Source organism: Paenibacillus sp. MDV22-iso6 (genome assembly GCF_058408365.1).
Genome location: NZ_JBZVDZ010000010.1, coordinates 188805 through 210149 on the forward strand (window position 1 = coordinate 188805; position 21345 = coordinate 210149).

General features: G+C 46.3%; 20 protein-coding genes and 1 riboswitch. Of the genes, 8 read left to right on the forward strand and 12 right to left on the reverse strand.

Annotated elements, in window-relative coordinates; all coding sequences use genetic code 11:
• Nucleotides 1-92: 92 nt before the first annotated feature.
• Nucleotides 93-195, reverse strand: a riboswitch (SAM riboswitch).
• 65 nt (nucleotides 196-260) lie between these two features.
• The 5 genes from AC4PM4_RS25770 to AC4PM4_RS25790 all read right to left on the reverse strand — a co-directional run bounded on the left by AC4PM4_RS25770 (nucleotide 261) and on the right by AC4PM4_RS25790 (nucleotide 6574).
• Entirely contained in the window at nucleotides 261-1460 is a 1200-nt protein-coding gene (locus tag AC4PM4_RS25770) for a Ger(x)C family spore germination protein (RefSeq protein ID WP_090811307.1), read from the reverse strand.
• On the reverse strand, nucleotides 1457-2557 hold the full coding sequence (locus tag AC4PM4_RS25775; protein WP_072735605.1) for a GerAB/ArcD/ProY family transporter: 1101 nt from the start codon (nucleotides 2555-2557) through the stop codon (nucleotides 1457-1459). The genes AC4PM4_RS25770 and AC4PM4_RS25775 overlap by 4 nt, the downstream gene beginning before the upstream one ends.
• Before the next feature lie 53 nt (nucleotides 2558-2610).
• Complete coding sequence (locus AC4PM4_RS25780; RefSeq protein ID WP_491614838.1) at nucleotides 2611-4329, reverse strand: spore germination protein; 1719 nt, start codon at nucleotides 4327-4329, stop codon at nucleotides 2611-2613.
• A 156-nt stretch (nucleotides 4330-4485) separates the two neighbouring features.
• Nucleotides 4486-5346, reverse strand: a complete 861-nt coding sequence (locus tag AC4PM4_RS25785; protein ID WP_491614849.1) for a methyl-accepting chemotaxis protein — start codon at nucleotides 5344-5346, stop codon at nucleotides 4486-4488.
• A gap of 394 nt (nucleotides 5347-5740) precedes the next feature.
• Nucleotides 5741-6574 carry a MurR/RpiR family transcriptional regulator gene (locus AC4PM4_RS25790; protein WP_491614839.1) on the reverse strand — a complete coding sequence of 278 codons (834 nt, stop codon included), beginning with the start codon at nucleotides 6572-6574 and terminating at the stop codon, nucleotides 5741-5743.
• Between the two features lie 204 nt (nucleotides 6575-6778).
• Here AC4PM4_RS25790 and AC4PM4_RS25795 point away from each other — a divergent pair, with 204 nt between their 5' ends.
• The 4 genes from AC4PM4_RS25795 (at nucleotide 6779) to AC4PM4_RS25810 (ending at nucleotide 11191) form a co-directional block, all read left to right on the forward strand.
• Entirely contained in the window at nucleotides 6779-7666 is an 888-nt protein-coding gene (locus AC4PM4_RS25795) for a DUF8171 family membrane protein (RefSeq protein WP_491614840.1), read from the forward strand.
• Nucleotides 7659-9545 carry an ABC transporter ATP-binding protein gene (locus AC4PM4_RS25800; protein ID WP_274568583.1) on the forward strand — a complete coding sequence of 629 codons (1887 nt, stop codon included), beginning with the start codon at nucleotides 7659-7661 and terminating at the stop codon, nucleotides 9543-9545. Before AC4PM4_RS25795 ends, AC4PM4_RS25800 begins: the two co-directional genes overlap by 8 nt.
• Nucleotides 9520-10347 (forward strand): energy-coupling factor transporter transmembrane component T family protein, encoded by an 828-nt coding sequence (locus AC4PM4_RS25805; RefSeq protein ID WP_274568584.1) that lies wholly within the window; start codon nucleotides 9520-9522, stop codon nucleotides 10345-10347. The genes AC4PM4_RS25800 and AC4PM4_RS25805 overlap by 26 nt, the downstream gene beginning before the upstream one ends.
• 64 nt (nucleotides 10348-10411) lie before the next feature.
• Nucleotides 10412-11191, forward strand: a complete 780-nt coding sequence (locus tag AC4PM4_RS25810) for a PHP domain-containing protein (RefSeq protein WP_491614841.1) — start codon at nucleotides 10412-10414, stop codon at nucleotides 11189-11191.
• Nucleotides 11192-11280: 89 nt separating this feature from the next.
• Here AC4PM4_RS25810 and AC4PM4_RS25815 read toward each other — a convergent pair whose 3' ends face one another.
• Entirely contained in the window at nucleotides 11281-11724 is a 444-nt protein-coding gene (locus tag AC4PM4_RS25815; protein WP_063567055.1) for a VOC family protein, read from the reverse strand.
• Between the two features lie 88 nt (nucleotides 11725-11812).
• Here AC4PM4_RS25815 and AC4PM4_RS25820 point away from each other — a divergent pair, with 88 nt between their 5' ends.
• A complete protein-coding gene (locus tag AC4PM4_RS25820) occupies nucleotides 11813-12817 on the forward strand; it encodes a helix-turn-helix transcriptional regulator (protein ID WP_491614842.1) in 1005 nt (334 codons plus the stop codon).
• Nucleotides 12818-12883: 66 nt separating this feature from the next.
• On the opposite strand, the gene AC4PM4_RS25825 is transcribed toward AC4PM4_RS25820, so the two are convergent.
• A complete protein-coding gene (locus AC4PM4_RS25825; protein ID WP_488732293.1) occupies nucleotides 12884-14077 on the reverse strand; it encodes an MFS transporter in 1194 nt (397 codons plus the stop codon).
• 161 nt (nucleotides 14078-14238) lie between these two features.
• Here AC4PM4_RS25825 and AC4PM4_RS25830 point away from each other — a divergent pair, with 161 nt between their 5' ends.
• Together AC4PM4_RS25830 and AC4PM4_RS25835 are read left to right on the forward strand one after the other, a co-directional pair.
• A complete protein-coding gene (locus AC4PM4_RS25830) occupies nucleotides 14239-15120 on the forward strand; it encodes a LysR family transcriptional regulator (protein ID WP_090954850.1) in 882 nt (293 codons plus the stop codon).
• A 22-nt stretch (nucleotides 15121-15142) separates the two neighbouring features.
• Nucleotides 15143-15817 (forward strand): VOC family protein, encoded by a 675-nt coding sequence (locus AC4PM4_RS25835; protein ID WP_491614843.1) that lies wholly within the window; start codon nucleotides 15143-15145, stop codon nucleotides 15815-15817.
• Nucleotides 15818-15860: 43 nt separating this feature from the next.
• Here AC4PM4_RS25835 and AC4PM4_RS25840 read toward each other — a convergent pair whose 3' ends face one another.
• Both AC4PM4_RS25840 and AC4PM4_RS25845 read right to left on the reverse strand, forming a co-directional pair.
• Nucleotides 15861-16025 carry a hypothetical protein gene (locus AC4PM4_RS25840; protein ID WP_491614844.1) on the reverse strand — a complete coding sequence of 55 codons (165 nt, stop codon included), beginning with the start codon at nucleotides 16023-16025 and terminating at the stop codon, nucleotides 15861-15863.
• 42 nt (nucleotides 16026-16067) lie between these two features.
• Nucleotides 16068-16226, reverse strand: coding sequence for a MerR family DNA-binding transcriptional regulator (locus AC4PM4_RS25845; RefSeq protein ID WP_491614845.1), 159 nt, complete (start codon nucleotides 16224-16226; stop codon nucleotides 16068-16070).
• Nucleotides 16227-16355: 129 nt separating this feature from the next.
• Between AC4PM4_RS25845 and AC4PM4_RS25850 the strand changes: the two genes are divergently transcribed.
• Nucleotides 16356-17006 (forward strand): nitroreductase family protein, encoded by a 651-nt coding sequence (locus tag AC4PM4_RS25850; RefSeq protein WP_090811292.1) that lies wholly within the window; start codon nucleotides 16356-16358, stop codon nucleotides 17004-17006.
• A gap of 366 nt (nucleotides 17007-17372) precedes the next feature.
• On the opposite strand, the gene glmS is transcribed toward AC4PM4_RS25850, so the two are convergent.
• The 3 genes from glmS to glmM all read right to left on the reverse strand — a co-directional run bounded on the left by glmS (nucleotide 17373) and on the right by glmM (nucleotide 21288).
• Nucleotides 17373-19205 carry a glutamine--fructose-6-phosphate transaminase (isomerizing) gene (glmS, locus tag AC4PM4_RS25855; protein ID WP_063567048.1) on the reverse strand — a complete coding sequence of 611 codons (1833 nt, stop codon included), beginning with the start codon at nucleotides 19203-19205 and terminating at the stop codon, nucleotides 17373-17375.
• 244 nt (nucleotides 19206-19449) lie between these two features.
• Nucleotides 19450-19617: a hypothetical protein gene (locus AC4PM4_RS25860; RefSeq protein WP_218135446.1), complete on the reverse strand. Its 168-nt coding sequence runs from the start codon at nucleotides 19615-19617 to the stop codon at nucleotides 19450-19452.
• A gap of 330 nt (nucleotides 19618-19947) precedes the next feature.
• Nucleotides 19948-21288: a phosphoglucosamine mutase gene (gene glmM, locus AC4PM4_RS25865; protein ID WP_063567046.1), complete on the reverse strand. Its 1341-nt coding sequence runs from the start codon at nucleotides 21286-21288 to the stop codon at nucleotides 19948-19950.
• Nucleotides 21289-21345: the final 57 nt, after the last annotated feature.

Sequence of the window (21345 nt, forward strand, 5' to 3'; positions counted from 1 at the left end):
CTGCTCCCCTACTTCTTCATCCAGAAAACAACAAAACAAAAAGACACACTCTTCCTAAAGAGTGCGCCGTTACTGACAAATAAAAACAAACGCTCCTATCTATCAGGCTGTTCACCCGCTGGAATTAGCACAGTATCCTTCAGATCTGTTGCTGAGGTTTCTAAGGGCCAGTCCCTCCACCTCTCTGGATAAGAAAATGATTTTTTATAAAAAAAGCGATCTATCATGTTTGTGTCAACTATTAAAAAGAAACGTCTCTCTTATTCCGTCGATGATCCCTGATTTGTGATTTTAACTTTAATATCATACGTGATCGGAATTTCACTAAACGTTTCGTCCCAGTTATTTTTAATTTTCTTCCATACCCGTGGATATTTGATTCGCAGCTTATCGCCAAACCCTGCTGCATCCACCTTGTAGACATCCTGCATTTTGTGAAGCAATTGATCTACCTGTTGTTCAGCCATATGACCGAAGTCCTTCTCCAGACCATCCAGATAATGCTCAGAACCATGCGCTTCCGGAGCTGTCCAATTTTCCATAAACCAGCCGTCTGATTCAATTTGAACATGAAATGAAATATCGTCGCCCTTAACTGTGGGAATAATTTTCGATTTTATGTGTTTAATCTCGTAGGTTATAGTGCTGCCGTCTTTGTGTGTATACGTCTTAACGACTCCACCTTTCGCTTTTCCTTGTACCCAGGATAGTCCCTCCATGTCCGTCTGATTCAGACTTCCGATCCATCGGTTCGTTTTCCCGCTAAAAATGGCCGCTCCCGAAAACTTGTGTTCCCCCTCATAGGAGATGACATTTTGCAGCAAATAGCTCGACCCCGATTGCATGGTTGCATCCAATTTGGCGAGTGAGACTGGTGGCAGAATTTTATTGGTACGATACACATTGTCCACAAGTCCGGTAAGGTAGAATGAAGGAATCTCACTGGGATCGTTGGACGTCAATGCATCCAGTGCCCTGCGATCACTGACAACAACCAGACAGCTTGGCCGAATATCATTATCACGCAACACAAAATCAAGCAGTTGATCCAGTCTGAATTTCCGGGTCACCTCGGAGGACACCACGATGACTTTCAGATGATGTCCAATCAGCGGCCGGTCTCTTCTCAGAGAGAACTGACGAAATATCTGTATAACTGAATCGCCTGTTAATTGTTCGTTAAAATAGGACTTCCCTGCTCCAGGGGATCCTTGCTGGCTCTCTTCCTTGGATGATCCCTTAGGAACAATCTGAACCGTAGCTGTGATATTATTCCTTTTCGGATAGTGTCCACCCTGTTCATTCACACTCTTCTCAAATTCTGTCTCTTTGGCAACATCAATACCCAGTCCCACGTACACACTAAGATCCTCAATCTCTTTGCTGCTCCAGCATCCAGAGGTAAACAACAGCAGCATTAATCCAGGCAGCAATAGCGCTAATCTGACCTTGCGACTCATGCATACTTCCCTCCTTTTTTGCGGAGGATGCTAATCAACAGTAGGACTGTAGGCAGAATTCCAAATAGGTAAATGGATAAATTACCCACTGCATCCCCCAGTTGAAATGTTTCGTTCACATCCTTGGGAATTAAGGCGATGATATAAATTACAGGCAGCAGGATAAACATGGCGGGTAAAATTTTCTTGCTTTTGAACAACTGGGCACAGCCAACGGTAGCTGCATAGTGTGTGATCGAAAAGGTCGAGAAGATTTGCATGATCCAGATCACGAGCAGCAGCGATTCAAAACGCTCAAAGATCAATCCCTGTAGCTCAAAGCTTCTCATCAGATCCAGGGTAGGCCACGTTCGAGTTTTCATGCCTTCAATGGAAAGACTTCCGATTACCATAACTACCGTAATTAAGTAGATGCCTGTCGGAACGAGCGTACCCCACATTACCGCTTTGATCCCTTTTTGCGGGTGCTGCATATAAGCCATGATGACAAACATCACTTCATAGCCTGTATACGCAAGCAAAGTTGACTTAAGTCCCTTGAATACCGGCATAATCCCTTCTCCCAATACGGGCCTCAGGTTATTAATTTCAAACAGTTTGCTGCTAAGCAAAATGGCAATGACAAAAATGATAAGTGTGATGGGCAAAATAATCTCGAATAGACGTGCTACTGCACCCAGGCCACCTGAGTTCAAATAGATGCCCACCCACATGAAGACCATAACAATAGCCCAGACCGGTGTTCCTTCCAGCAGATAAAGTCCGGTTACTTCTGCCATAACCCGAATTTCAAATGCCGAAATGACCAGAAAATAGATAATCGCAACCGCTCCCAGTATAAAAGCAATCCATGAACCTGTTATTTCCTGAACAAACTGAAAACCCGTTTTGCCAGGAAATCGTCGGCACAGGATGACGAGCATAATGCCGATAAACGTGGCGATTAGCCCGGATATGATGATGGAGATCCAGACATCCGGTGTGTCTACTGCCTCAACCGTAGTACGCGGAAGTGTCAAAATCCCAGCGCCCAGCATGTAATTGATAATCATGACTCCGGTCTGGGTTGTCGTCAGCTTATCCGTGGGACGATTCACGTTATCACCTCTTTGCTCTGGTTTAAAATGTTTATGTTAATCTTGCTATTCATCTATTTCTTGCGATCCGGATCGGTAGGGTTCATCATGCGCGGACGCCGCCTCATCATTTTTAATGGTGCACGGATCAGCAAGTCCTTCCATTCGCTCAAGCTATACGGAACCACTGGGCTGACATAGGGAACCCCAAAGCTTTTCAGGCGCACGAGATGGCTGCAAATAAGCAGGAAGAACATAATCACCCCGAATAATCCAAGCGCCGCTGCACTGAACATGCCTGTAAAACGCAAAATTCGCAGTGTAATTCCAGCACTATAGGTAGGGATGGAAAATGAGGAGATCGCCGTTACCGCAACTACGATGACGAGAAATGGACTGACAATACCGGCCTGTACGGCTGCATCCCCGATAATGAGACCACCGACGATGCCCATCGCCGGACCGATCGGTTTGGGCAGACGGATACCAGCCTCACGCAATATTTCAATGGCTGTCTCCATAATGAGTGCTTCAATAATGGAAGGAAACGGTACACCATTTCGCGTCTCAATAATGGTCAATGCCAACTTCGTGGGAATCAGACCAGGATGAAATGAAATAAAGGAGATGTACAAGGCAGGAGCAAATAGCGCAATCATGGCTGCCAGAAAACGAAGCATGCGCAGAAATGTGCCTGGTATCCAGCGCTCATAATAATCCTCAGGAGATTGCAGCAGCATGCTGAAGGTTGCGGGCACAATTAAGGCAAACGGTGTACCATCAAGCAGTATGGCAACACGTCCCTCTAACATTCCGCTGATTACGCGGTCTGGCCTTTCCGTGTTTTGGATCTGTTGAAACGGACTCAGCTCATCGTCTTCAATTAGCTGCTCCACATAACCGGATTCCAGCATGACATCCATATCCAATCCTTCTATGCGCCTCTGGACCTCTGCCACAAGCTCAGGATCGGCAATATCCTCTATATACGCGATAGCAAGATCCTTCTTGATCCGGGTACCCACTTCAAATTTCTGAATAAACAAACTCTGATTGCTTCCGAAGCGTCGCAGTATACCTGTATTGTCACTGAGATGCTCCGTAAATCCAATTCTTGGCCCGCGAAGCAATGCTTCGGACAAGGGCTCTTCAATGTTGCGGCTTATTCCTTTGGGTGTGCCAATCATCAGTGCACCTTGCATGCCATCCACAAGGAGTGCATTTTTACCCCCAAGTACTCCCAAGGCCAGCTCCTGTAACGATTTGGTCTCCTGTATCTGGCTGACAGGCAGAAGTTGATTACTTAGATAGTTCTTAATCTGATGTATATCGGCTGGATGAAGGAAGCTCTCCTGTTGCAGTTCCGGTACACCCCTGATCATCAGAGGTGTAATCAGATGCTCATCAATCAATTGCTGGTCCACAAGACCATCAATATACATGACCGCTGCCCTTGTATTCGTGCCTCGTATTGTAAACTCTCGAATATGTACATCAGCATTCTGAGCAAAGGTCTCCTTTGAACTAATTAAATCGGTAACATAATTCCCGGTAAGCTTGATATTGGCATAACGCCCTGTTTCTAAACTCTGGTTCTCATCAGATCCTGATGATACAGATTGCTCGTCGTTATTGCCTTGGTTTTGATCTGTAGAAATTGCGAAGCTTCCCTGATCCACGGAAGAACGAATCCAACGGGTTATTTTCAGAATCGATAGCGGAATGACACATAACAAAAAAGCCTGTAACCATATGGGCCACTCCGGCACGTACGACCAAATCGTTGACCACATCACCCTCACCCCAACATTTCTCTGCGCTATGAACTTGCAGGTATTCCAGAGTATTGTTTCCCCGATTGCTCACAATAATTCCCGTTTTTTTGAACAACAAAAAGCAGATGCCTCTATTGGCACCCGCTTCCCTAGGGTTATTGGAGTTTACCTTATCTATACGATTTTGGTTACGTGTTGCGCCTTCTCATCAAGTAGATGTGCAGACGCCGCAATGGTTGTAAAATCATTCAACGCCACCTCGATCTGCTGCTGACTTCGCTCCACGTAGCCTTCAACCTTCTGTGTTCCGCCAGAAATGTTCGTAATCTCTTTGGTTATCCCATTCACACTATCCCGAATCTCATTAATGGAATTTTCGACCATGGCCGATAGTTTGCGTACTTCCTTGGCTACAACATCGAACCCGCGCCCATATTCGCCTGCATGTGCCGCTTCAATCGCAGCGTTCAGGGCCAGAAGCTGGGTCTGCGACGCAATTTCGCGAATCGTTTTAACAACTCCCTGGATAGAACGTGCCTGTTCTTGCAAATGATTCAGTGTCGCTCGGTTGTGGGCGGAAACTTCAGATATATACGTGATACTGGACATCAGCTCACGGCTTCGCTCAATGCCGATATCAGCATGTTCGTTCAGATCATGTGACATCGTCTTCAGTTCATTAACTACAGCTGAAATATTATTCTGACGGGTCGTGATGTTTGTAGCTATTTTGGACACACCCAATATATTCTGATTCAATTCATCATAGACGGGCATATATGTCGCTTCAAGCCATACGGGATTTCCCTTTGCATCCTTGCGTTCAACCTTATCCTGGAAGCTAGTACCGTTAAAAATACTACTCCAAAACGCATTATAGTCAGGGCTTTTCACGAATTCGTCGAAACAAAATTGCTCATGCTGCATGCCATACATCTCAGCTACGGAATAGCCCATCGTCTGGGCAAAAACTTCATTTACATACGTAACCCGTCGATCCATATCGAATCGAATGATAGCCAGACTTTTCTCCATGGCCTTAATGACCAGCGCATCGGTAACAACATCTTTTTTTTCCACATCTACTATAGGCAAAGCGATCCCCACTCCCTGACTTCTTCCCATGATTAAACCGTTCTCATTCTGGCAGTTCCTGTTGTAGTGCAATTATGTATTCAACTGAATAGAGACGCCTCTATTATTGTATACTCCAATTGCAGTCAATTGGATCACTCCCAAATCAATTTCTAACAATTCGTTACGGCTTGACTTTTTATACCCAATAAACTAACTGTCTAAACATTATTTTTCATGAGCAAATTCTAACACAAAAAGGAGCGGATTAACCGCCCCTAATTATGGTATAACCTTCCATAGCTTTGATGTTATCAGTAGTCGTCTCTGTATATTACGCTACCTATTTCATCCATCAGTCTCGCGGCAATTTATCTGCGTACCGATTGCGCAAGTCAGCGAGCCGCTCCAGCTTAGACAGCGCATGGTCCTTCTGCATCAATCCCACCGCCAGCACCAGTTGTTCCATTAACAGTAGTGGAGTAACCATGGAATGAAATTCGCCAAGCTCCCCTCTACTAACGTAAAAAGATAACTCCGTCCCCAATCCATATAAGAGGTCTTCCCGATCTGTTACAAGTACGGCTTTACTGCCTGTATCTCTGGCATAATCCAGAATGACCTCTGCTTCAGGCAAGAGTCTTGTAAAACACATCAGCAGCACAACATCCTCCCGTTGCATATGCATCAGTGATTCCAATAATTCATGGCCACCTCCGGCGAGGTGGATGACCGTCAATCCGAATCGGGATAGCCGAAAGGACAATAATTCCGCCAAACCAGCGGAAGGCCCTGGAGCATACACATATACTCTTCGTGCTTCAGCAAGGATGGCTGCTGAATGCTCCAGATCCCCCTGCTTCATATGGGATAACGTCTCCTGCAAATGGCTGACAGAGGCCTCCAGTAACTGAACGGGAAGGCTGTCCGTATCCATGCGGGATATGGTTTTATTTAATTTAAGGGCAGGTGTAGTGTCTTCGGATGTACGAAGCCGGATTTTGAATGCTTTGGCATTGTCATATCCAACCGCCCGCCAGAAACGGGATACGGTCGCAATACTGACCCCCAGCCTGTCGGCAATCTCCTGTTCCGTCATGAACAGAATCTCTTCCGGATTGCGTTCTACAAAATCAGCAATTTTCAGATGACCTGGCGACAGCTGTTCTTTATGAGTAAACAAATTCATTCCGTATGCACTCCTTTTCTCGCTCTGCACTCAGTATATCAGTTGAGTGCGTAAGAAGTGGGCTATGTATGTAATATTTTTTTCATTAAAATCTTAATGTGTAATAAAAATTACATTTGATTTACAAATGTCTTCTTTCCCGTTAATACTCTGCCCCTAGACTGTGGCTATGATGATCACCAACTTTCAGGGAGGTATGTAACGATGAAGAAGATGACTGAGCGTTATACGCTGACGTCTTCACAGAAAATGATGGTGTTTGTGCTTTCCATGTCACTGTACGGCTTGTCCAACATGTTCACAGAGCTTATTCCCAAGCTCCAGCTTGGACCGATTGAATTGTCTATTGAGTACTTTGCCTTCATTCCGCTGACACTTTGCATTTTGTTCCACCCCATGATTGCTGCCCTTGGTGCGGCTCTTGGCGAAGTGATCTTCGGTGAGCTGATGCTGGGGCAATTTGGCGGACTGGGCGAGCTGGAGAAATTCCTTACCTTTTCCTTTGCCATGTATGTCGCAGGACGTATGGTCAGTGATCCTCGCAATCGCAGACAGGTCGGAATCGCAGCTATGACAGGCGTCATCATTCATCAGTTCCTTAGTTCACTGGTGGATATCGGTAAAGTGTGGATTGGTGTGGAGCAGCTGGAAGCCGTCCCTGGACTTGCGGAAAGTGTTGTGCTGATTGAAGGGGTTGGCTTTCTGAATGACGTACTGTTCTCAGGCATCCTGTTCGCTCTGCTGCCTACGCTGTATCTCGTACCCCTACTCTATGGCAAAATTGAACCACTGCTCGGCATCAAACCTCGTAATCCAGGGATGAAGTATGAAGGAATCGGCTTCTTCCGTCCGAAACTGATCCTGATCGGTGTGCTGCTGCTTGGGCTGGCCTTTGGTGCGGAATCCCTGTCCGAAATGGATATCAACTTCGCTGTTTGGGAGACGAACTATGCAGATCAATATGGTTCGGCTTCAATATGGATTAGTATCGGAGCTGCCGCATTGGTTGCTGTGGTGACATTACTGATCATGCGCGCTAAACGAAGCAAAAACAAAACGGTACCCGGTACGGAGAATCGCCCTTATGCATAATGAAATGTCCACATCAGCTTCTGTTTCCGCATCGGATTCTGCCATTTCCATTCAAAATGTCATCTTTACGTATCCTGGCTCCGAAGAGCCCGTCCTGAACGGAGCTTCACTCGAACTCCCACGAGGCAGTTTTACAGCCATTATCGGGGGCAACGGCTGCGGCAAATCCACCCTGTGCAAGTTGTTCAATGGCCTTATTCCTCAATTCTACACAGGAGACTTCTCCGGTGAAGTTCATGTACTTGGCATGCCTGCCGAAGGGCGAAGTGTTGCAGATCTGTCCAGAAAGATCGGTTACGTCTATCAGGATTTCGATAACCAGCTCGTGCGTCCCACCGTCTTGGACGAGGCTTGCTTTGCACCACTCAACTACGGACTGCCCAACTATCGGGAGCTCGGAGAACGCGCACTTGCCATGTGTGGTCTGGATACCATTCATAACCGATACATCTGGGAATTGAGTGGTGGGCAGAAACATCTGCTCGCTCTGGCCGGAGCTCTGTCGCTCGACCCCGATATCCTGATCGTGGATGAACCTGTCTCACAGCTTGACCCGCAGCATGCAAGACTCATCTATGAGTGTCTTTCGAAATTGAATACGGAATATGGCAAGACGATTATCGTCATCGAGCACCATACTGAATTTATCGCCGACTTCTGCGCAGATGTGGTATTGATGGACAAAGGCCGGGTCTTGTGGAACCTTCCTGTTAAGGAAGGTTTGAATCGAATTGCGGATCTGGAACGGCTGGGCATTCAACCTCCTGAGGTTACACGGGCAGCTATTCAGGCTGCAGAGTTATCGCAGGGAGAAAGAGCAAATGCGGGCCTCTCAGGTTCAGAACAACGCTTCCCGATTACTGTGGAAGAAGCAAACGTTTATTTTGCCGAGCATTACCCATCCATTCCATCCGCTTCTTTGCAAAATGAACCTTCATCCTATTCGAACTTGGCACGCGACGTTTCTAGCCAAATTGCAAATACCAAGCGTTCAACGCCTGCCTCGGCTGCTGAACCGTTGATGCCTATTGTACAGTTTCATCAAACCCGGCTGCGTTACAGAGGACTGGGCAAAAAAGAACATGAAGTCATTCGTGGAGTTAATATTTCACTCCATGAAGGAGAACGGATTGCCTTGATTGGCAACAATGGTGCGGGTAAATCCTCCTTACTGAAGATGATGGCTGGCATTAGCCTACCTCAAGAAGGCAGTGTCAGTGTTCTGGGTGAAGTTACGCACCGTTCCTCTTTGGAGCAGCTGGCGGGGAAGGTCGCCTATATTTTTCAGAACTCTTCCGAAATGTTTATCGAAGACAGTGTTCGTAAAGAAGTCGCGTATTTCCTGAAGAACCGTCGCATCCCGGAAGCTGACCAGCAAATTGCACATGTACTGGAGCGTTTTCGGCTTACTCCGCTGCAAGAGCGGGATGCCCGGCTTCTCAGTGGCGGACAACAGCGGCGTGTCACACTTGCCATCGGTGCAGCCATGAAGCCTTCACTTATGCTGCTGGATGAGCCCACCGCCAATCTGGACCTTGCCACCCGCGAGGAACTGATAGGTGTACTGGATGAGCTGGATCAGCATGTGCGAACAACCGTCATTGCCACGCATGATATGCAGCTGGTTACCCAGTGGGCTAGTCGCGTTATCGTGCTTCACAATGGTCAGGTGGAAGCAGACAGCACACCTGCCGACGTGTTTGCGGATGAGTCCCTTCTGCGCCGCTCCGGACTTGCGCTTACACAGATCATGGAGCTCTCTCACCGGATGGGTCTACCGACACTTTCACCGACAACCGAGGCTTTTGTTGATACTCTCTTGAATCAATCACTCACCAAGGAGGATATGCATCATGCAGCTTGTCCGCAACTGGTTTGACAAAATATCCATTGAACGCATTCAGCTTGAGCTGATGAATACCGTATATGGCAGCGGACATGCCAGCCTGTCGCGGATTGATCCCCGTGCCATGCTGATCTGGTATCTCTTTTTTGCCATCGTTCCCTGGTTTGTTCATAACGGAACTGTGCTGCTCGGCATGTTTCTGTTGATGGTGACTACCACCATATTGTCCAGAGCCGCTCCTTTTATCATTATCATTCTCTGCTTAGGATTAATCGGCCAGGTCGGTTGGATGTTTATCATCTCGCTGTTCTTCGGTGGCAATCTGGAATCTGCATTCCCCCTGCTGCTGCTTACTTTGAAGCTGTCCATCGTCTCGCTGGCGAGTATCACCGTCTTTTCGGGCATGGACCCGGAACGGATCGGCGATGGGTTACTTGCGCTCGGCATGCCTGCGACGTTTTCTTTCAGCCTCTCTTATGCTTACCGCATATTGCCGGTGCTGTTCGGTGAATTCCGCAACATCATGCTGTCCTACAGACTGCGAGGTCAGGTTCCCTCCCGGCACGGATGGCTCTATTGGCGGCTCGTTGTCTACTATATGAAGCTGTTCGTTGTGTCCTTCTTCCCGCTAATGCTGGCTACCGCCAAACGTTCTCGCACAACGGTGGAAGCGCTGGAGACACGTGGTTTCTCGTACGGCATGAAACATCCTGAGTCCAAACTCCTGAAGCTGGCCCATCTGAAAATCACCTCACGTGACCTCGGATTTCTCGCCGGATCGGCAATCTATGTTGCACTGCTGTTCTGGCTCGGCGGGCATTACGAGATTCTGTAATTCAAAATAAAATGCTGTAACTATTCATACCATTAACCATTCATGGAATAAAGGAGTGTCTTCTATGCGCATTGATCTTCATACTCACGGCAAATTATCCAAAAACTCTGATTTCTCGATCGATTACTTCACCGAAATGGTCAACGAAGCCAAAGCCAGCGGGCTCGAGGCCCTCGCGCTCACCGAACATTTTAACACCCGCAACTTCTACGAGGTCTATGAGACGCTGGATCGTCTCTATCCATACAACGGGGAGTACTACGATGCAGATGGACTGCGCATTTTTCCCGGCATGGAAGTGGATATTCAGGAGACAGGACATATTTTGCTGGTGGGTCAAAAAGAACATATCCTTGCCGTCCGCAACGGCCTGGAGCAATATACAGCCAAAGGTTCATTCATTCCTTTTGCCGATCTGTTGGATATGGCCGAAGCATGGCCTTTGCTCAAAATTGGCGCACACCCTTTCCGCGAGTCCACCCCGCTGTATCAACTCGACCGTGATTTATTGGGACGTCTGGACGCTTTTGATCTGAACGCCAAGGATATGTATCAATACGGCATCGAGGCGTGCCGCGGTCAGGTTGAACCATTCGCCCAGTCCCTCGGTAAACCCGTCACTGCCGGAAGCGATACCCACCAGTGCCTGCAATACGGTAGTGTGTTCAATGTGCTGGATCGTCCATGTGCATCAGTTGCCGAGCTCAAAGAGCAAATTCTCGCTGGTACGTACAGCATCGAAATATCCAACGATCTTCCTCTCCGTGTCAAAGCTTCCGTTATGCTGAAGAAAGTGATGAAACGTCTTGCCAAGCTGGACGCTACCCGTTTGCAAAAAGTATAGGGAAAAGAAGACCACAACTTCTAAAGAATTCAAAATGAGCCCAAAGGATATACATCCTCCAGGCTCATTACGGATTCACTTTTACCTAATTAAAAATCATGCACCGTCACACAAAGCTGAATCACGATTCCGAACGGATCACGGACGATTCCATACCCCGGACTAAACTCGTTTTGCTCATAAGGCACCAACACCCTAACCTGCTCATGTTGTACCAGCGAATTATACAGCTCCGTCATCGTACTTTTATCTTTCGATTGAATGCATAATGACGTGCTGTTTCCCTGCTGCCACGGTCGACCCGTATCCATTTCTTCCTCAGCAATCATCAATTTATTTACCCCGATCTGGAGTACCGAATGTGTTATATATTCATCCTGCCCTTCAGGATACTCAAACCCCGGATTCATTTCCTTCATCTCTTTATAATTTTTCTTGAACAACACATTGGCCCCCAGGTACTTCTCATAAAAAGCAATGGCTGCCGCAGCGTCTCCATTCATCGACAGAAACGGGATCACTTCAAAATTCATCTGTATTGCCTCCTTCGTGTGATTGGATTACACTGTTTACTATAACGACAAAAGGTGCCAATCCATGGCACCATTGAGAGGTTTTTTTATGAAAAAATCAGAACGCATGAACCAGATGCTGCGCTTTATCAATCAAAAACAACACTTCACCCTGCAAGATCTCATGCAGGAGTTTCAGATATCCAAGAGAACCGCATTACGAGACATCGCGTCATTGGAGGAAATCGGTGCTCCCATTTATGCCGAGTATGGACGTTATGGGGGATATCGTTTGCTTCAGCAAATGCAGCTGCCACCCATTTCATTTAATACAAGTGAGCTTCATGCCCTCTACTTTGCCATGCAGGCATTGCGCAGCTTTACCAACCTGCCCTTTCAGATCTCTTTTCGTTCCATTCACGAGAAGTTTCTAAGTGCCTTATCCGAAAACCAGAGACAGGATATTGAGCAAATCCAGCATCGGGTCTCTTTTCGACACACCGAGCAAATCCGGGATAGTGAGCATTTGGAGTTTCTATTAATGGCCGCTGTACAGAATATAGTGATACAGATTACGTATCAATATATTCGCAGTAGTAGCAGTAACCCAGATACCAGCTCAAATCCCGATAAAACTAAGCCCAGCATACGCACCATTCAGCCAATCGCCCTCTATGCCATGAAAGGCTACTGGTATTGTCAGGCGTATGATCTCGATAAACAGGCGTACCGTGTGTTCCGATGTGACCGGATCACCTCATCCGAGGCGAAAGATATCGAACCTATACCACATATTAATGAACTCAATCTACAGGATGCCCACTCGTTATGGAAACCATCAGAGAACGCTATCCCATTCAAATGTCTGATCAATGAAGCCGGGGTTGAGCTGTTCCAGCAAGAACAGTTTCCATCCATGCGAATCATTAACGAATCTGGAGCTGATACTGGACAAAATGGATACGCCTATTTAGTCGGGTCGTATGAATTCCATGAGATTGAGTTCATCATTCGCTATCTCGCAAACTTTGGCAAGTCCATCAAGATCATGGAGCCCGATACCTTAAAGGAATCCTTACGACAGCACTATCTGGACTTGCTCGACCACATTTAACTATCACCACCAACTAACCACTTGATTTTTACGACCTCATCGAACATCGATATCAATCTTTTTCCGTCAAACTCTGGACTCTGATTTATTATGAACCGCTGGAGAACTTTTTTTATTGCCTATCGCCAACTGAACTATGATTTGCAGCACGATGATTATAGCCAGACCATAGAACGCTTGGACAAAACTGCCCGTGGTATCATGGAGCCAACCGATCGCCAGTGGACCGAGAGCCCCCAGAATGTAACCGCCCGATTGAGTCATGGCTGACCAAGCGCTGGCTTCCTGAGCGTTATTCGTCTCATCAATGGGCAGCATCAGAGCGATTGGAAACAGTCCCCCGGCACCAATGCCGAGTGGGATTGCGGCCAGCCAAGGACTGACAGACAGGTTCAGCATTAAAACTCCGACCAACTCCATTAACGCACATCCAACAAGCCAGAATACACGTCTTTGGTAACGATGAACGAGCATTGGAATGAATAACGTAGACGGCAATGAAATTAACGTAAATAACGTTTGGATGCTTCCGGCAGTCTCTTTTGTATATCCTTGGCTCTGGATCGCAGGCGCAAGCCATGCAGTCAATGAATAGAAGATCGCTGCCATCAGTCCGAAGAACAACGTCAGCACCCATGCTCGACTATTTTTCACTGGAAGAGCTTCAACATTCACAGCCGAAATCTGCCCCGATTTTCGATCCTTTCGTGCTGACAAGGCTAATTTCATCCAGATCGGCAAAGCAATGACCGCGAGCAATGCCCACATCGCTAACGATCCCTTCCACGAACCCCCCAGGAGATTTTGAAGGGGAACCGATAGTCCAACACTAATGCTGGCCCCCACGACCATTGCTGTAGAGTAGACCCCCACCATGGCAGCAACTCGCGTAGGGAAGTACTGTTTGATAAAGCTGGACAAGAGCGGACCAGCCAATGCAATACCTACACCGGATAGAAATGAAGTAAACATCATCAGAGGTGCTGCACCCACGAACAACCGCAATGCCGTACCTACTCCAATGAGGGTTAAAGCCAAAACGATCGCGCCCTCATTCCCCCACCTCCTGCTTAGCTTTACGGAAAATGGAGCGAATATACCCATACATAATACGGGAAGCGTAGTTAACAGACTTGCTGCAATTCCGCTAATACCCAGATCACTTTGTATGGTACTCATTAAGGGAGAAATGGATGTAATGGGTGGTCGCAAATTCAATGAAGCCAGAATAAGCGCCAGGACGATATAAAATAGTTTCACTATGGCTCACCTCATGTATTGTTATTTAGTTGCATTCACTAATGATCCAGGCTGTAGATCTTTTTGTGGTGCAAGACTAGTATAGATGTATTATAATGATTGAACAATACAATAGTTTATATTAAAATGATTACAAAAACCAATGATTAGAGGGGAAGCATATGGAAATCCGTCAAATGGAGAACTTTATCGTCGTTTGTGAGGAACTCCATTTCACACGTGCAGCAGATAAAATTGGCATTTCTCAACCTACCTTGAGCCAGCAGATTCGAGCGCTGGAGGATGAGTTGGGTGTTCCCTTGTTCGACCGGGTAGGCAAAAAGATTGTGATGACCCAGGCGGGAACTTTGTTTCTGGAGCATTGTGTACAAATGGTTCGCCATTTACAGAATACCCAGGATGCGCTGGCAGAATTCCGTAATGATCAGCGAGGCAAGCTGGTGATTGGTGTCCTACCCTCCGATTTGGACTACCGTCTTACTCCATTGCTCGTTAATTTTCATGCCCATTTTCCCAAGGTGAAATTAAAGGTTGTTTCTTCGATTTATGTATTGAATCAAGTGCTGGATAACGAAGTCGATATCGGCATCGAGCTTACTTCGATTTCTGATGACCGTCTTGTCCGCATTCCTTTGTGCAGCGAAGAATACGTACTCGTCGTTTCCGAGAACCACGCTTGGGCTGAACGAAATGAGATTGGAATTAAAGAACTGCGCGATATTCAGACCGTAATGTTCCCAGAAGGATTCACAGGCAGAGAACTGGTTGATGGCTATTGCCGGAAATATGGTTTCACCTTGAATACAATTATGGAGACAAGTTCGGCAACCTCCATTATTAGTCTGGTCAAAGCTAACGTTGGCGGTACGATACTGCCCTATCCACTGATCAAGGCAATGAATGAACCGACACTACGCATCATCCGAATCACGGACGATGCCCCTTACCGTCACTTTGAGATCATTCATCGGTCCGACCGTTACCTGACCCAATCTGCCAAAGCATTTATTGAGAAAACCATTGATTATTTTAATCAAGGATAAGTTCAGAGGGAGAGTGACTTGAATGCAAATAAAAGAGGTTAACTTGTTCACAGGTCAAATCGAGGCAATGAAGCAGTTTTACGGTACGTTATTGGAGTTGGAGCTACTGGAGGAGAGTACATCATCCGTATCGCTTCGCACAGGAAATTCGGTCCTTTCATTTCAGCAAACTCCTGCTCAGGAAAAGCCCTTCTATCATGTCGCATTTACGATTCCGACAAACCAACTTGCTGAAGCCAAGAAGTGGGCTCAAGATCGAAACATCTCTTTGCTTTCCAAGGACGATAAAGACGAGTTCTATTTTCCCTACTGGGACGCAACTGCTTTCTATTTCTATGACCCGAGTGGTAATTTGATGGAGTTCATCGCTCACCATTCGTTGGATAATGCAGTCGAAGAAACCTTTGATTCTAGGCAGCTGCTGTGCATTAGCGAGATCGGCCTGCCTGTCGAAGATGTACCCGGTACCATAAGCAAAATGAATGGACAGTATCACCTTGAACCCTTTGCCGGAGACGGAAAGCAATTTGCCCCCATCGGTGACGCAGAAGGCATGTTTATTGTAATCGATAAAGAGATGCCCTGGTTCCCAGACGGACGTATACCCGGCGTTTTTGCCACTGAGGTGAAGGTTGCAACGGGGCAACCCGGTAGTCTACGTATACAGGATGGTCTGTATTCCATTGTTTCGATTTGATGTTAGAGTGTACTGAATGAAAAGCTCAAGAGGGACGTGCGACTCAATACTTACCAAAACCATCCTCACAAGTGATATCCGCCTTAAGAATATCGTACAGATTTTGTTTGGAATTCTCTAATTTTTTCTGAGCATCTTCAATTTCTGTTATTTTCGCTTGGATAATGCTCGCTTGTTCATTACTTGAAAATCCCTGTTTAGAGATCATAGATTGGATCTCATGGATCGTAAAACCAACAGCTAAACATTGTTAAACTACATCCAGATGCTGAATAACGCTCTCGGCATATATCCGATAGTTATTTTGATCTCTAAGCATATGTTCATCCGTGATAATACCTATCTTCTCATAATAACGAATAGTGGATATCGGAAGGTTTACACTCTTGGCTACTTCACTAATTTTCATATGGATCGCCCTCGTTTCTTTTTCTTGCTATAAAGTATACTTCATAGTTTACAATCCTCATAGTGAGACGAATTGAGGTAATCCCATAACCCACTCTCACCAATATTAGATATGAGGAGAGATATCCATATGAATACAATTACCGGCCAATTCAACAAAACAAATGATTTTGATACCATCGTCTTGGAGCGCCATTCCGTTAAAGTCTATGACCCTGAAGTCAAAATCAGCCGCCAGGAGATGACCGAGATACTGGCGAAAGCTTCACGTGCCCCTTCGGCGATTAACATGCAACCGTGGCGTTTTCTTGTCATCGACAGTGCTGAAGGCAAAGAGAAGCTTGCACCACTAGCCTCTTTTAACCAGACACAGGCACTAACGTCCTCGGCTGTCATTGCCGTGTTTTACGATGCCAATAACGTTGAATACATGGAAGAGATTTTCAATAAATCAGTGGAACTTGGATACATGCCACAAGACATCATGGATATGCAAATGCAGCAGGTAAAACCTTATTATGCGAACATAAACGCATCCGAACTACGTGATATTAATCTCATTGACTCAGGTCTCATATCCATGCAACTCATGCTCGTTGCCCGTGCTCATGGCTATGATACCAACCCTATGGCCGGTTATGACAAAGGCAAGATCGCTGAAGCCTTCGGCTTGGATAAAGAGCGTTTCCAGCCCGTGATGTTGATCTCCATAGGTAAAGCAGCCAAAGATGGCTATCCTTCCTATCGTCTCCCGGTTGAAACGATTACGACTTGGGCGTAACCAACAATAAATTTCAACACGAACATGCCAATGGAGAACTCTATTTATGAGCATCATTTTTAAACTCATTTCAAATTATCCTGTTGCTCGTGGGCATTACCAGTTAGAAATTAATCGTGTAGAGAGTCATTACTTTCATTCGAAAAATAGATAAAATCTCTGTGCGGTCCTTATAACCAGAGTGCTTACCCTATGGACTTGGCTTCAGTCAAAGGATTTCACAAATGTGCCCTCTACTGATTTCGACATAGGAACTTTAACGTTAGATTCATAATGGAAAGGTTCATAACAAAAAGGGTCCTAATGACAACTGTCATCAGGACCCTTTTTAATTAAACTTAAATATTATAAGAATTTAACAATCCCTTACTCTACCGTTACGCTTTTCGCCAGGTTACGTGGTTTATCCACATCGTGACCCAGTGCCAGGGAAGCGTAGTATGCAAGCAATTGCAATGCTACAACGGACAGAGCCGGGCTAAGCAATGGCAGCGTCTTAGGAATTGCAAACGCTTGGTCAACGGATTTCAGCAATGGTGCTACGTGCTCTTCGTACGTAATTGCCAGTACGTCTGCGCCACGTGCTTTCACTTCTTTGATGTTGCTCACGGTTTTCTCCAAAACGTTCTCCTGCGTTGCCAGAGCAATGACAGGGATACCGTCCTCGATCAATGCGAGCGTACCATGTTTCAACTCACCCGCAGCATACGCTTCGGAGTGAATATAAGAGATCTCTTTCAGTTTCAACGATCCTTCTTGTGCTACTGCATAATCCAGACCGCGGCCGATGAAGAAGAGATGTTCATGTTTGGAGATTTGCTCTGCATATCCTTTAATAGCTTCCGCTTGCTCCAGCATGGATTCAACTTGCTCAGGCAATGCTTGCATTGCTGCCAGCATGTGAGCAATCTCTTCTGCTGTTTGCGTGCCACGAACTTGTGCAAGGTACAGACCCAGCAGGTTGAACGCGATCAACTGCGAAGTATACGCTTTGGTAGAAGCTACTGCAATTTCCGGTCCTGCCAGTGTTGCAATCACATCGTCCGCATCACGTGCAATGGAGCTACCTACAACGTTAGTGATGGCGAGTACATGTGCACCATTTGACTGTGCTTCACGCAGTGCAGCAAGTGTATCAGCCGTTTCACCGGATTGGCTCACCACGATCACAAGTGTATCTTTGCTTACGATCGGGGAACGATAACGGTATTCGGAAGCAACATCTGTTTCTACCGGAATACGTACCAGTTGCTCGATTACAGTACGTCCAACCAGACCTGCATGGTACGCTGTACCACAAGCGATGATTTGAACGTTACGGATATTTTTGATTTGTTCTTCAGTCATTTTCAACTCAGGAAGTTGAACCTTTTTGCTTTCATTATCGATGCGACCCAGCATTGTATCACGATATGCTTTTGGTTGCTCATGAATTTCTTTCAGCATGAAGTGCTCGAATCCGCCTTTTTCTGCAGTTACAGCATCCCAATCGACACGAATCATTTCCCGAGAAATAAAGTTACCTTCAATCGTCATCAATTCGACAGCATCATGTGTCAATACAGCCATTTCACCATCATTCAGAATGTACACGTTACGTGTATGTTCCAGAATTGCCGGGATGTCGGAACCAATGAAGTTCTCGCCTTCACCAATACCAATAATCAATGGGCTTGCTTGACGCACAGCTACGAGTTTCTCAGGCTCATGCTCTGTCAATACACCCAGTGCGAAGGCGCCACGCAACAGCGTGATCACTTTTTGCACTGTTTTAACGATATCACCATTGTATTCACGCGCAATCAGGTGAGAAATAACCTCAGTATCTGTCTCGGAAGTGAACGTGTGACCTTGAGCCATCAATTCGTCCTTCAGATCCAGGTAGTTCTCAATAATACCGTTATGCACAACAGAGAACTTCTGGCTTCCATCCGTGTGTGGATGAGAGTTCTCATCCGATGGTTTACCATGAGTTGCCCAACGTGTGTGTCCGATTCCGGCATTACCTACCAGTGGCGCACCATCCAGCTTAGCTTCAAGATTCGCAAGACGACCAAGAGCTTTCGTGATTTGCAGACCTTCTGGTGTGAATACCGCGATACCTGCAGAATCATAACCACGATACTCGAGTTTCTTCAATCCTTCGACCAATACCGATTGAGTGTTCTTATTACCAATATATCCAACAATACCGCACATAGTTTATTTCCTCCGATTGTATATGAATACTGTGTCACGAAGAGAAACAGGCTGGCACGGCATATCGAAAAAATGAAAATGATTGCCTAACGTATCATGAAAACTTTCAATTATTCAATTATCAATGATCAGAGCAGCCTCTTGCCGCTCCGCAGTCATAAGCTGTTATTAGATGCAATCATGAATGTACATCATTTTCCCGTCCGCGCACTGTTCACGCTCTTCGCGCACATTCATTTGAATTTTAGTTGAATCTTGCACCTACCGGCACGTTGTGTGGACAGTCACCCATCCATTTTCCGCAATCCGGTTCACGGCTCTGGTGCATCACCGGGAGGTCCCCGCCGAACAATCCGAACACCTCCACCTCGTCAGCTTGATTGCCGTCGATCTTGCTCAGTAGCATCTTCATTATTTCAAGATTCATACCGATCAAAATCCTTCCCGCGCAACTTCAAGCTCTGGCGCTTGTGTAACTAGTACCTTACGATCCTCACTTTCTGTGTCTGAATGACGACTCCACTCATTATATGCACGTCAGGTTCATTTTGCAATGGAGCAAAGTACCTGTGACAATTTCGGCATATTTACCCACAATCCCGACCGGTTAAACAGACCCATGGTCTCACTAGGCCGGGACGTAGGAATATGGGTTTGTATGGCATAAACCCTGTTAGATTAAACCTTATGAGACAGTGATTCCCTTGATACAACCGTGTTTGGAAGGCCTATAGATCAGGTCCTATACCAGTTCTTTTTGCACAACATCTGCAATTTGAGATACGAATTGTTCAAGTTCATCCTTATCTGGTCCTTCCGCCATAACGCGGATCAAGGATTCAGTCCCGGACGCACGAACGAGTACACGTCCATTATCACCCAGATGCTGCTCGACTGTAGCAATAGCTTGCTCAATCGCCGAATTGCCCTCGTATTTGCTCTTATCTTCAACGCGAACGTTCACCAATACTTGTGGATACTGGGTCATCAGCGCCTTAAGTTCACTCAGTTTTTTACCGGAAGCTTTCATCGTGTCCACGAGCTGAATCGCTGTCAGCATGCCGTCGCCTGTTGTATTGTAATCCAGGAAAATAACATGACCGGACTGCTCTCCACCCAGGTTATAACCCCCACGGCGCATTTCTTCCATCACATAACGGTCACCCACGGCAGTCTTTGCTGTTTTCAGTGCCAGTTTCTCCGTTGCTTTGTAGAATCCGATGTTACTCATTACGGTAGATACCACGGTACTGTCTTTCAGCTTGCCTGCACGATTCATCGCATCACCACAGATGCACAGAATGAAGTCACCATCAACCTCAGCGCCTGTCTCATCAATAGCGATCAGTCGATCCGCATCCCCGTCAAAAGCAAGGCCCAGATCCGCATTATGTTTCAGCACCTCTTGTTTCAAATGCTCCGGGTGAGTTGATCCGCATTGCTCATTGATATTCAGGCCGTTAGGCTCAGCGCCAATGGCAATGACTTCTGCACCAAGTTCTCTGAATAATTTGGGTGCCAGCTCATAAGCTGCTCCATTAGCACAGTCCAGAACAATTTTGAGTCCTGAGAACGATTCATTTACCGTTGTTTTCAGGTAGTCCAAATAGCGATAACGGGATTCTTCATCCACAATTACGGTTCCCAAACCACCACCCACAGGGCGCGGCAATTGATCCGTATCTGCATCCATCAATTCTTCGATCCGGTTCTCCGTCTCATCCGACAGTTTGAAGCCATCTCCCCCAAAAAATTTGATTCCGTTATCCTCAACCGGATTGTGGGAAGCCGAGATCATTACCCCTGCATCGGCTTTCAGCAGACGAGCAATATACGCCACTCCAGGAGTGGATACAACGCCCAGACGAATTACATCGGCGCCAATGGACAGCAAACCTGCAACCAGTGCGGATTCCAGCATAAGCCCCGAGATTCGGGTATCCATACCGATAACCACTTTTGGTCTTTCCACACCACCAGCAAGTACATAACCACCACAACGTCCGATGCTGTAAGCCAGCTCCGCCGTTAACTCTTTATTGGCAACACCTCTTACGCCGTCTGTACCAAAATATTTCCCCATGATCTAACTCCTTCTATTCGCATCATATAAGAGCATAAACGTTATTTTTAAAATTCT

Bases quoted from the DNA above. Each gene is read 5' to 3' on its own strand.
- AC4PM4_RS25770 (WP_090811307.1), bottom strand. From the start codon at position 1,460: ATGAGTCGCAAGGTCAGATTAGCGCTATTGCTGCCTGGATTAATGCTG.
- AC4PM4_RS25780 (WP_491614838.1), bottom strand. From the start codon at position 4,329: ATGTGGTCAACGATTTGGTCGTACGTGCCGGAGTGGCCCATATGGTTA.
- AC4PM4_RS25785 (WP_491614849.1), bottom strand. From the start codon at position 5,346: ATGGAGAAAAGTCTGGCTATCATTCGATTCGATATGGATCGACGGGTT.
- AC4PM4_RS25790 (WP_491614839.1), bottom strand. From the start codon at position 6,574: ATGAATTTGTTTACTCATAAAGAACAGCTGTCGCCAGGTCATCTGAAA.
- AC4PM4_RS25795 (WP_491614840.1), top strand. From the start codon at position 6,779: ATGAAGAAGATGACTGAGCGTTATACGCTGACGTCTTCACAGAAAATG.
- AC4PM4_RS25800 (WP_274568583.1), top strand. From the start codon at position 7,659: ATGCATAATGAAATGTCCACATCAGCTTCTGTTTCCGCATCGGATTCT.
- AC4PM4_RS25805 (WP_274568584.1), top strand. From the start codon at position 9,520: ATGCAGCTTGTCCGCAACTGGTTTGACAAAATATCCATTGAACGCATT.
- AC4PM4_RS25810 (WP_491614841.1), top strand. From the start codon at position 10,412: ATGCGCATTGATCTTCATACTCACGGCAAATTATCCAAAAACTCTGAT.
- AC4PM4_RS25815 (WP_063567055.1), bottom strand. From the start codon at position 11,724: ATGAATTTTGAAGTGATCCCGTTTCTGTCGATGAATGGAGACGCTGCG.
- AC4PM4_RS25820 (WP_491614842.1), top strand. From the start codon at position 11,813: ATGAAAAAATCAGAACGCATGAACCAGATGCTGCGCTTTATCAATCAA.
- AC4PM4_RS25830 (WP_090954850.1), top strand. From the start codon at position 14,239: ATGGAAATCCGTCAAATGGAGAACTTTATCGTCGTTTGTGAGGAACTC.
- AC4PM4_RS25835 (WP_491614843.1), top strand. From the start codon at position 15,143: ATGCAAATAAAAGAGGTTAACTTGTTCACAGGTCAAATCGAGGCAATG.
- AC4PM4_RS25840 (WP_491614844.1), bottom strand. From the start codon at position 16,025: ATGATCTCTAAACAGGGATTTTCAAGTAATGAACAAGCGAGCATTATC.
- AC4PM4_RS25845 (WP_491614845.1), bottom strand. From the start codon at position 16,226: ATGAAAATTAGTGAAGTAGCCAAGAGTGTAAACCTTCCGATATCCACT.
- AC4PM4_RS25850 (WP_090811292.1), top strand. From the start codon at position 16,356: ATGAATACAATTACCGGCCAATTCAACAAAACAAATGATTTTGATACC.
- glmS (WP_063567048.1), bottom strand. From the start codon at position 19,205: ATGTGCGGTATTGTTGGATATATTGGTAATAAGAACACTCAATCGGTA.
- AC4PM4_RS25860 (WP_218135446.1), bottom strand. From the start codon at position 19,617: ATGAAGATGCTACTGAGCAAGATCGACGGCAATCAAGCTGACGAGGTG.
- glmM (WP_063567046.1), bottom strand. From the start codon at position 21,288: ATGGGGAAATATTTTGGTACAGACGGCGTAAGAGGTGTTGCCAATAAA.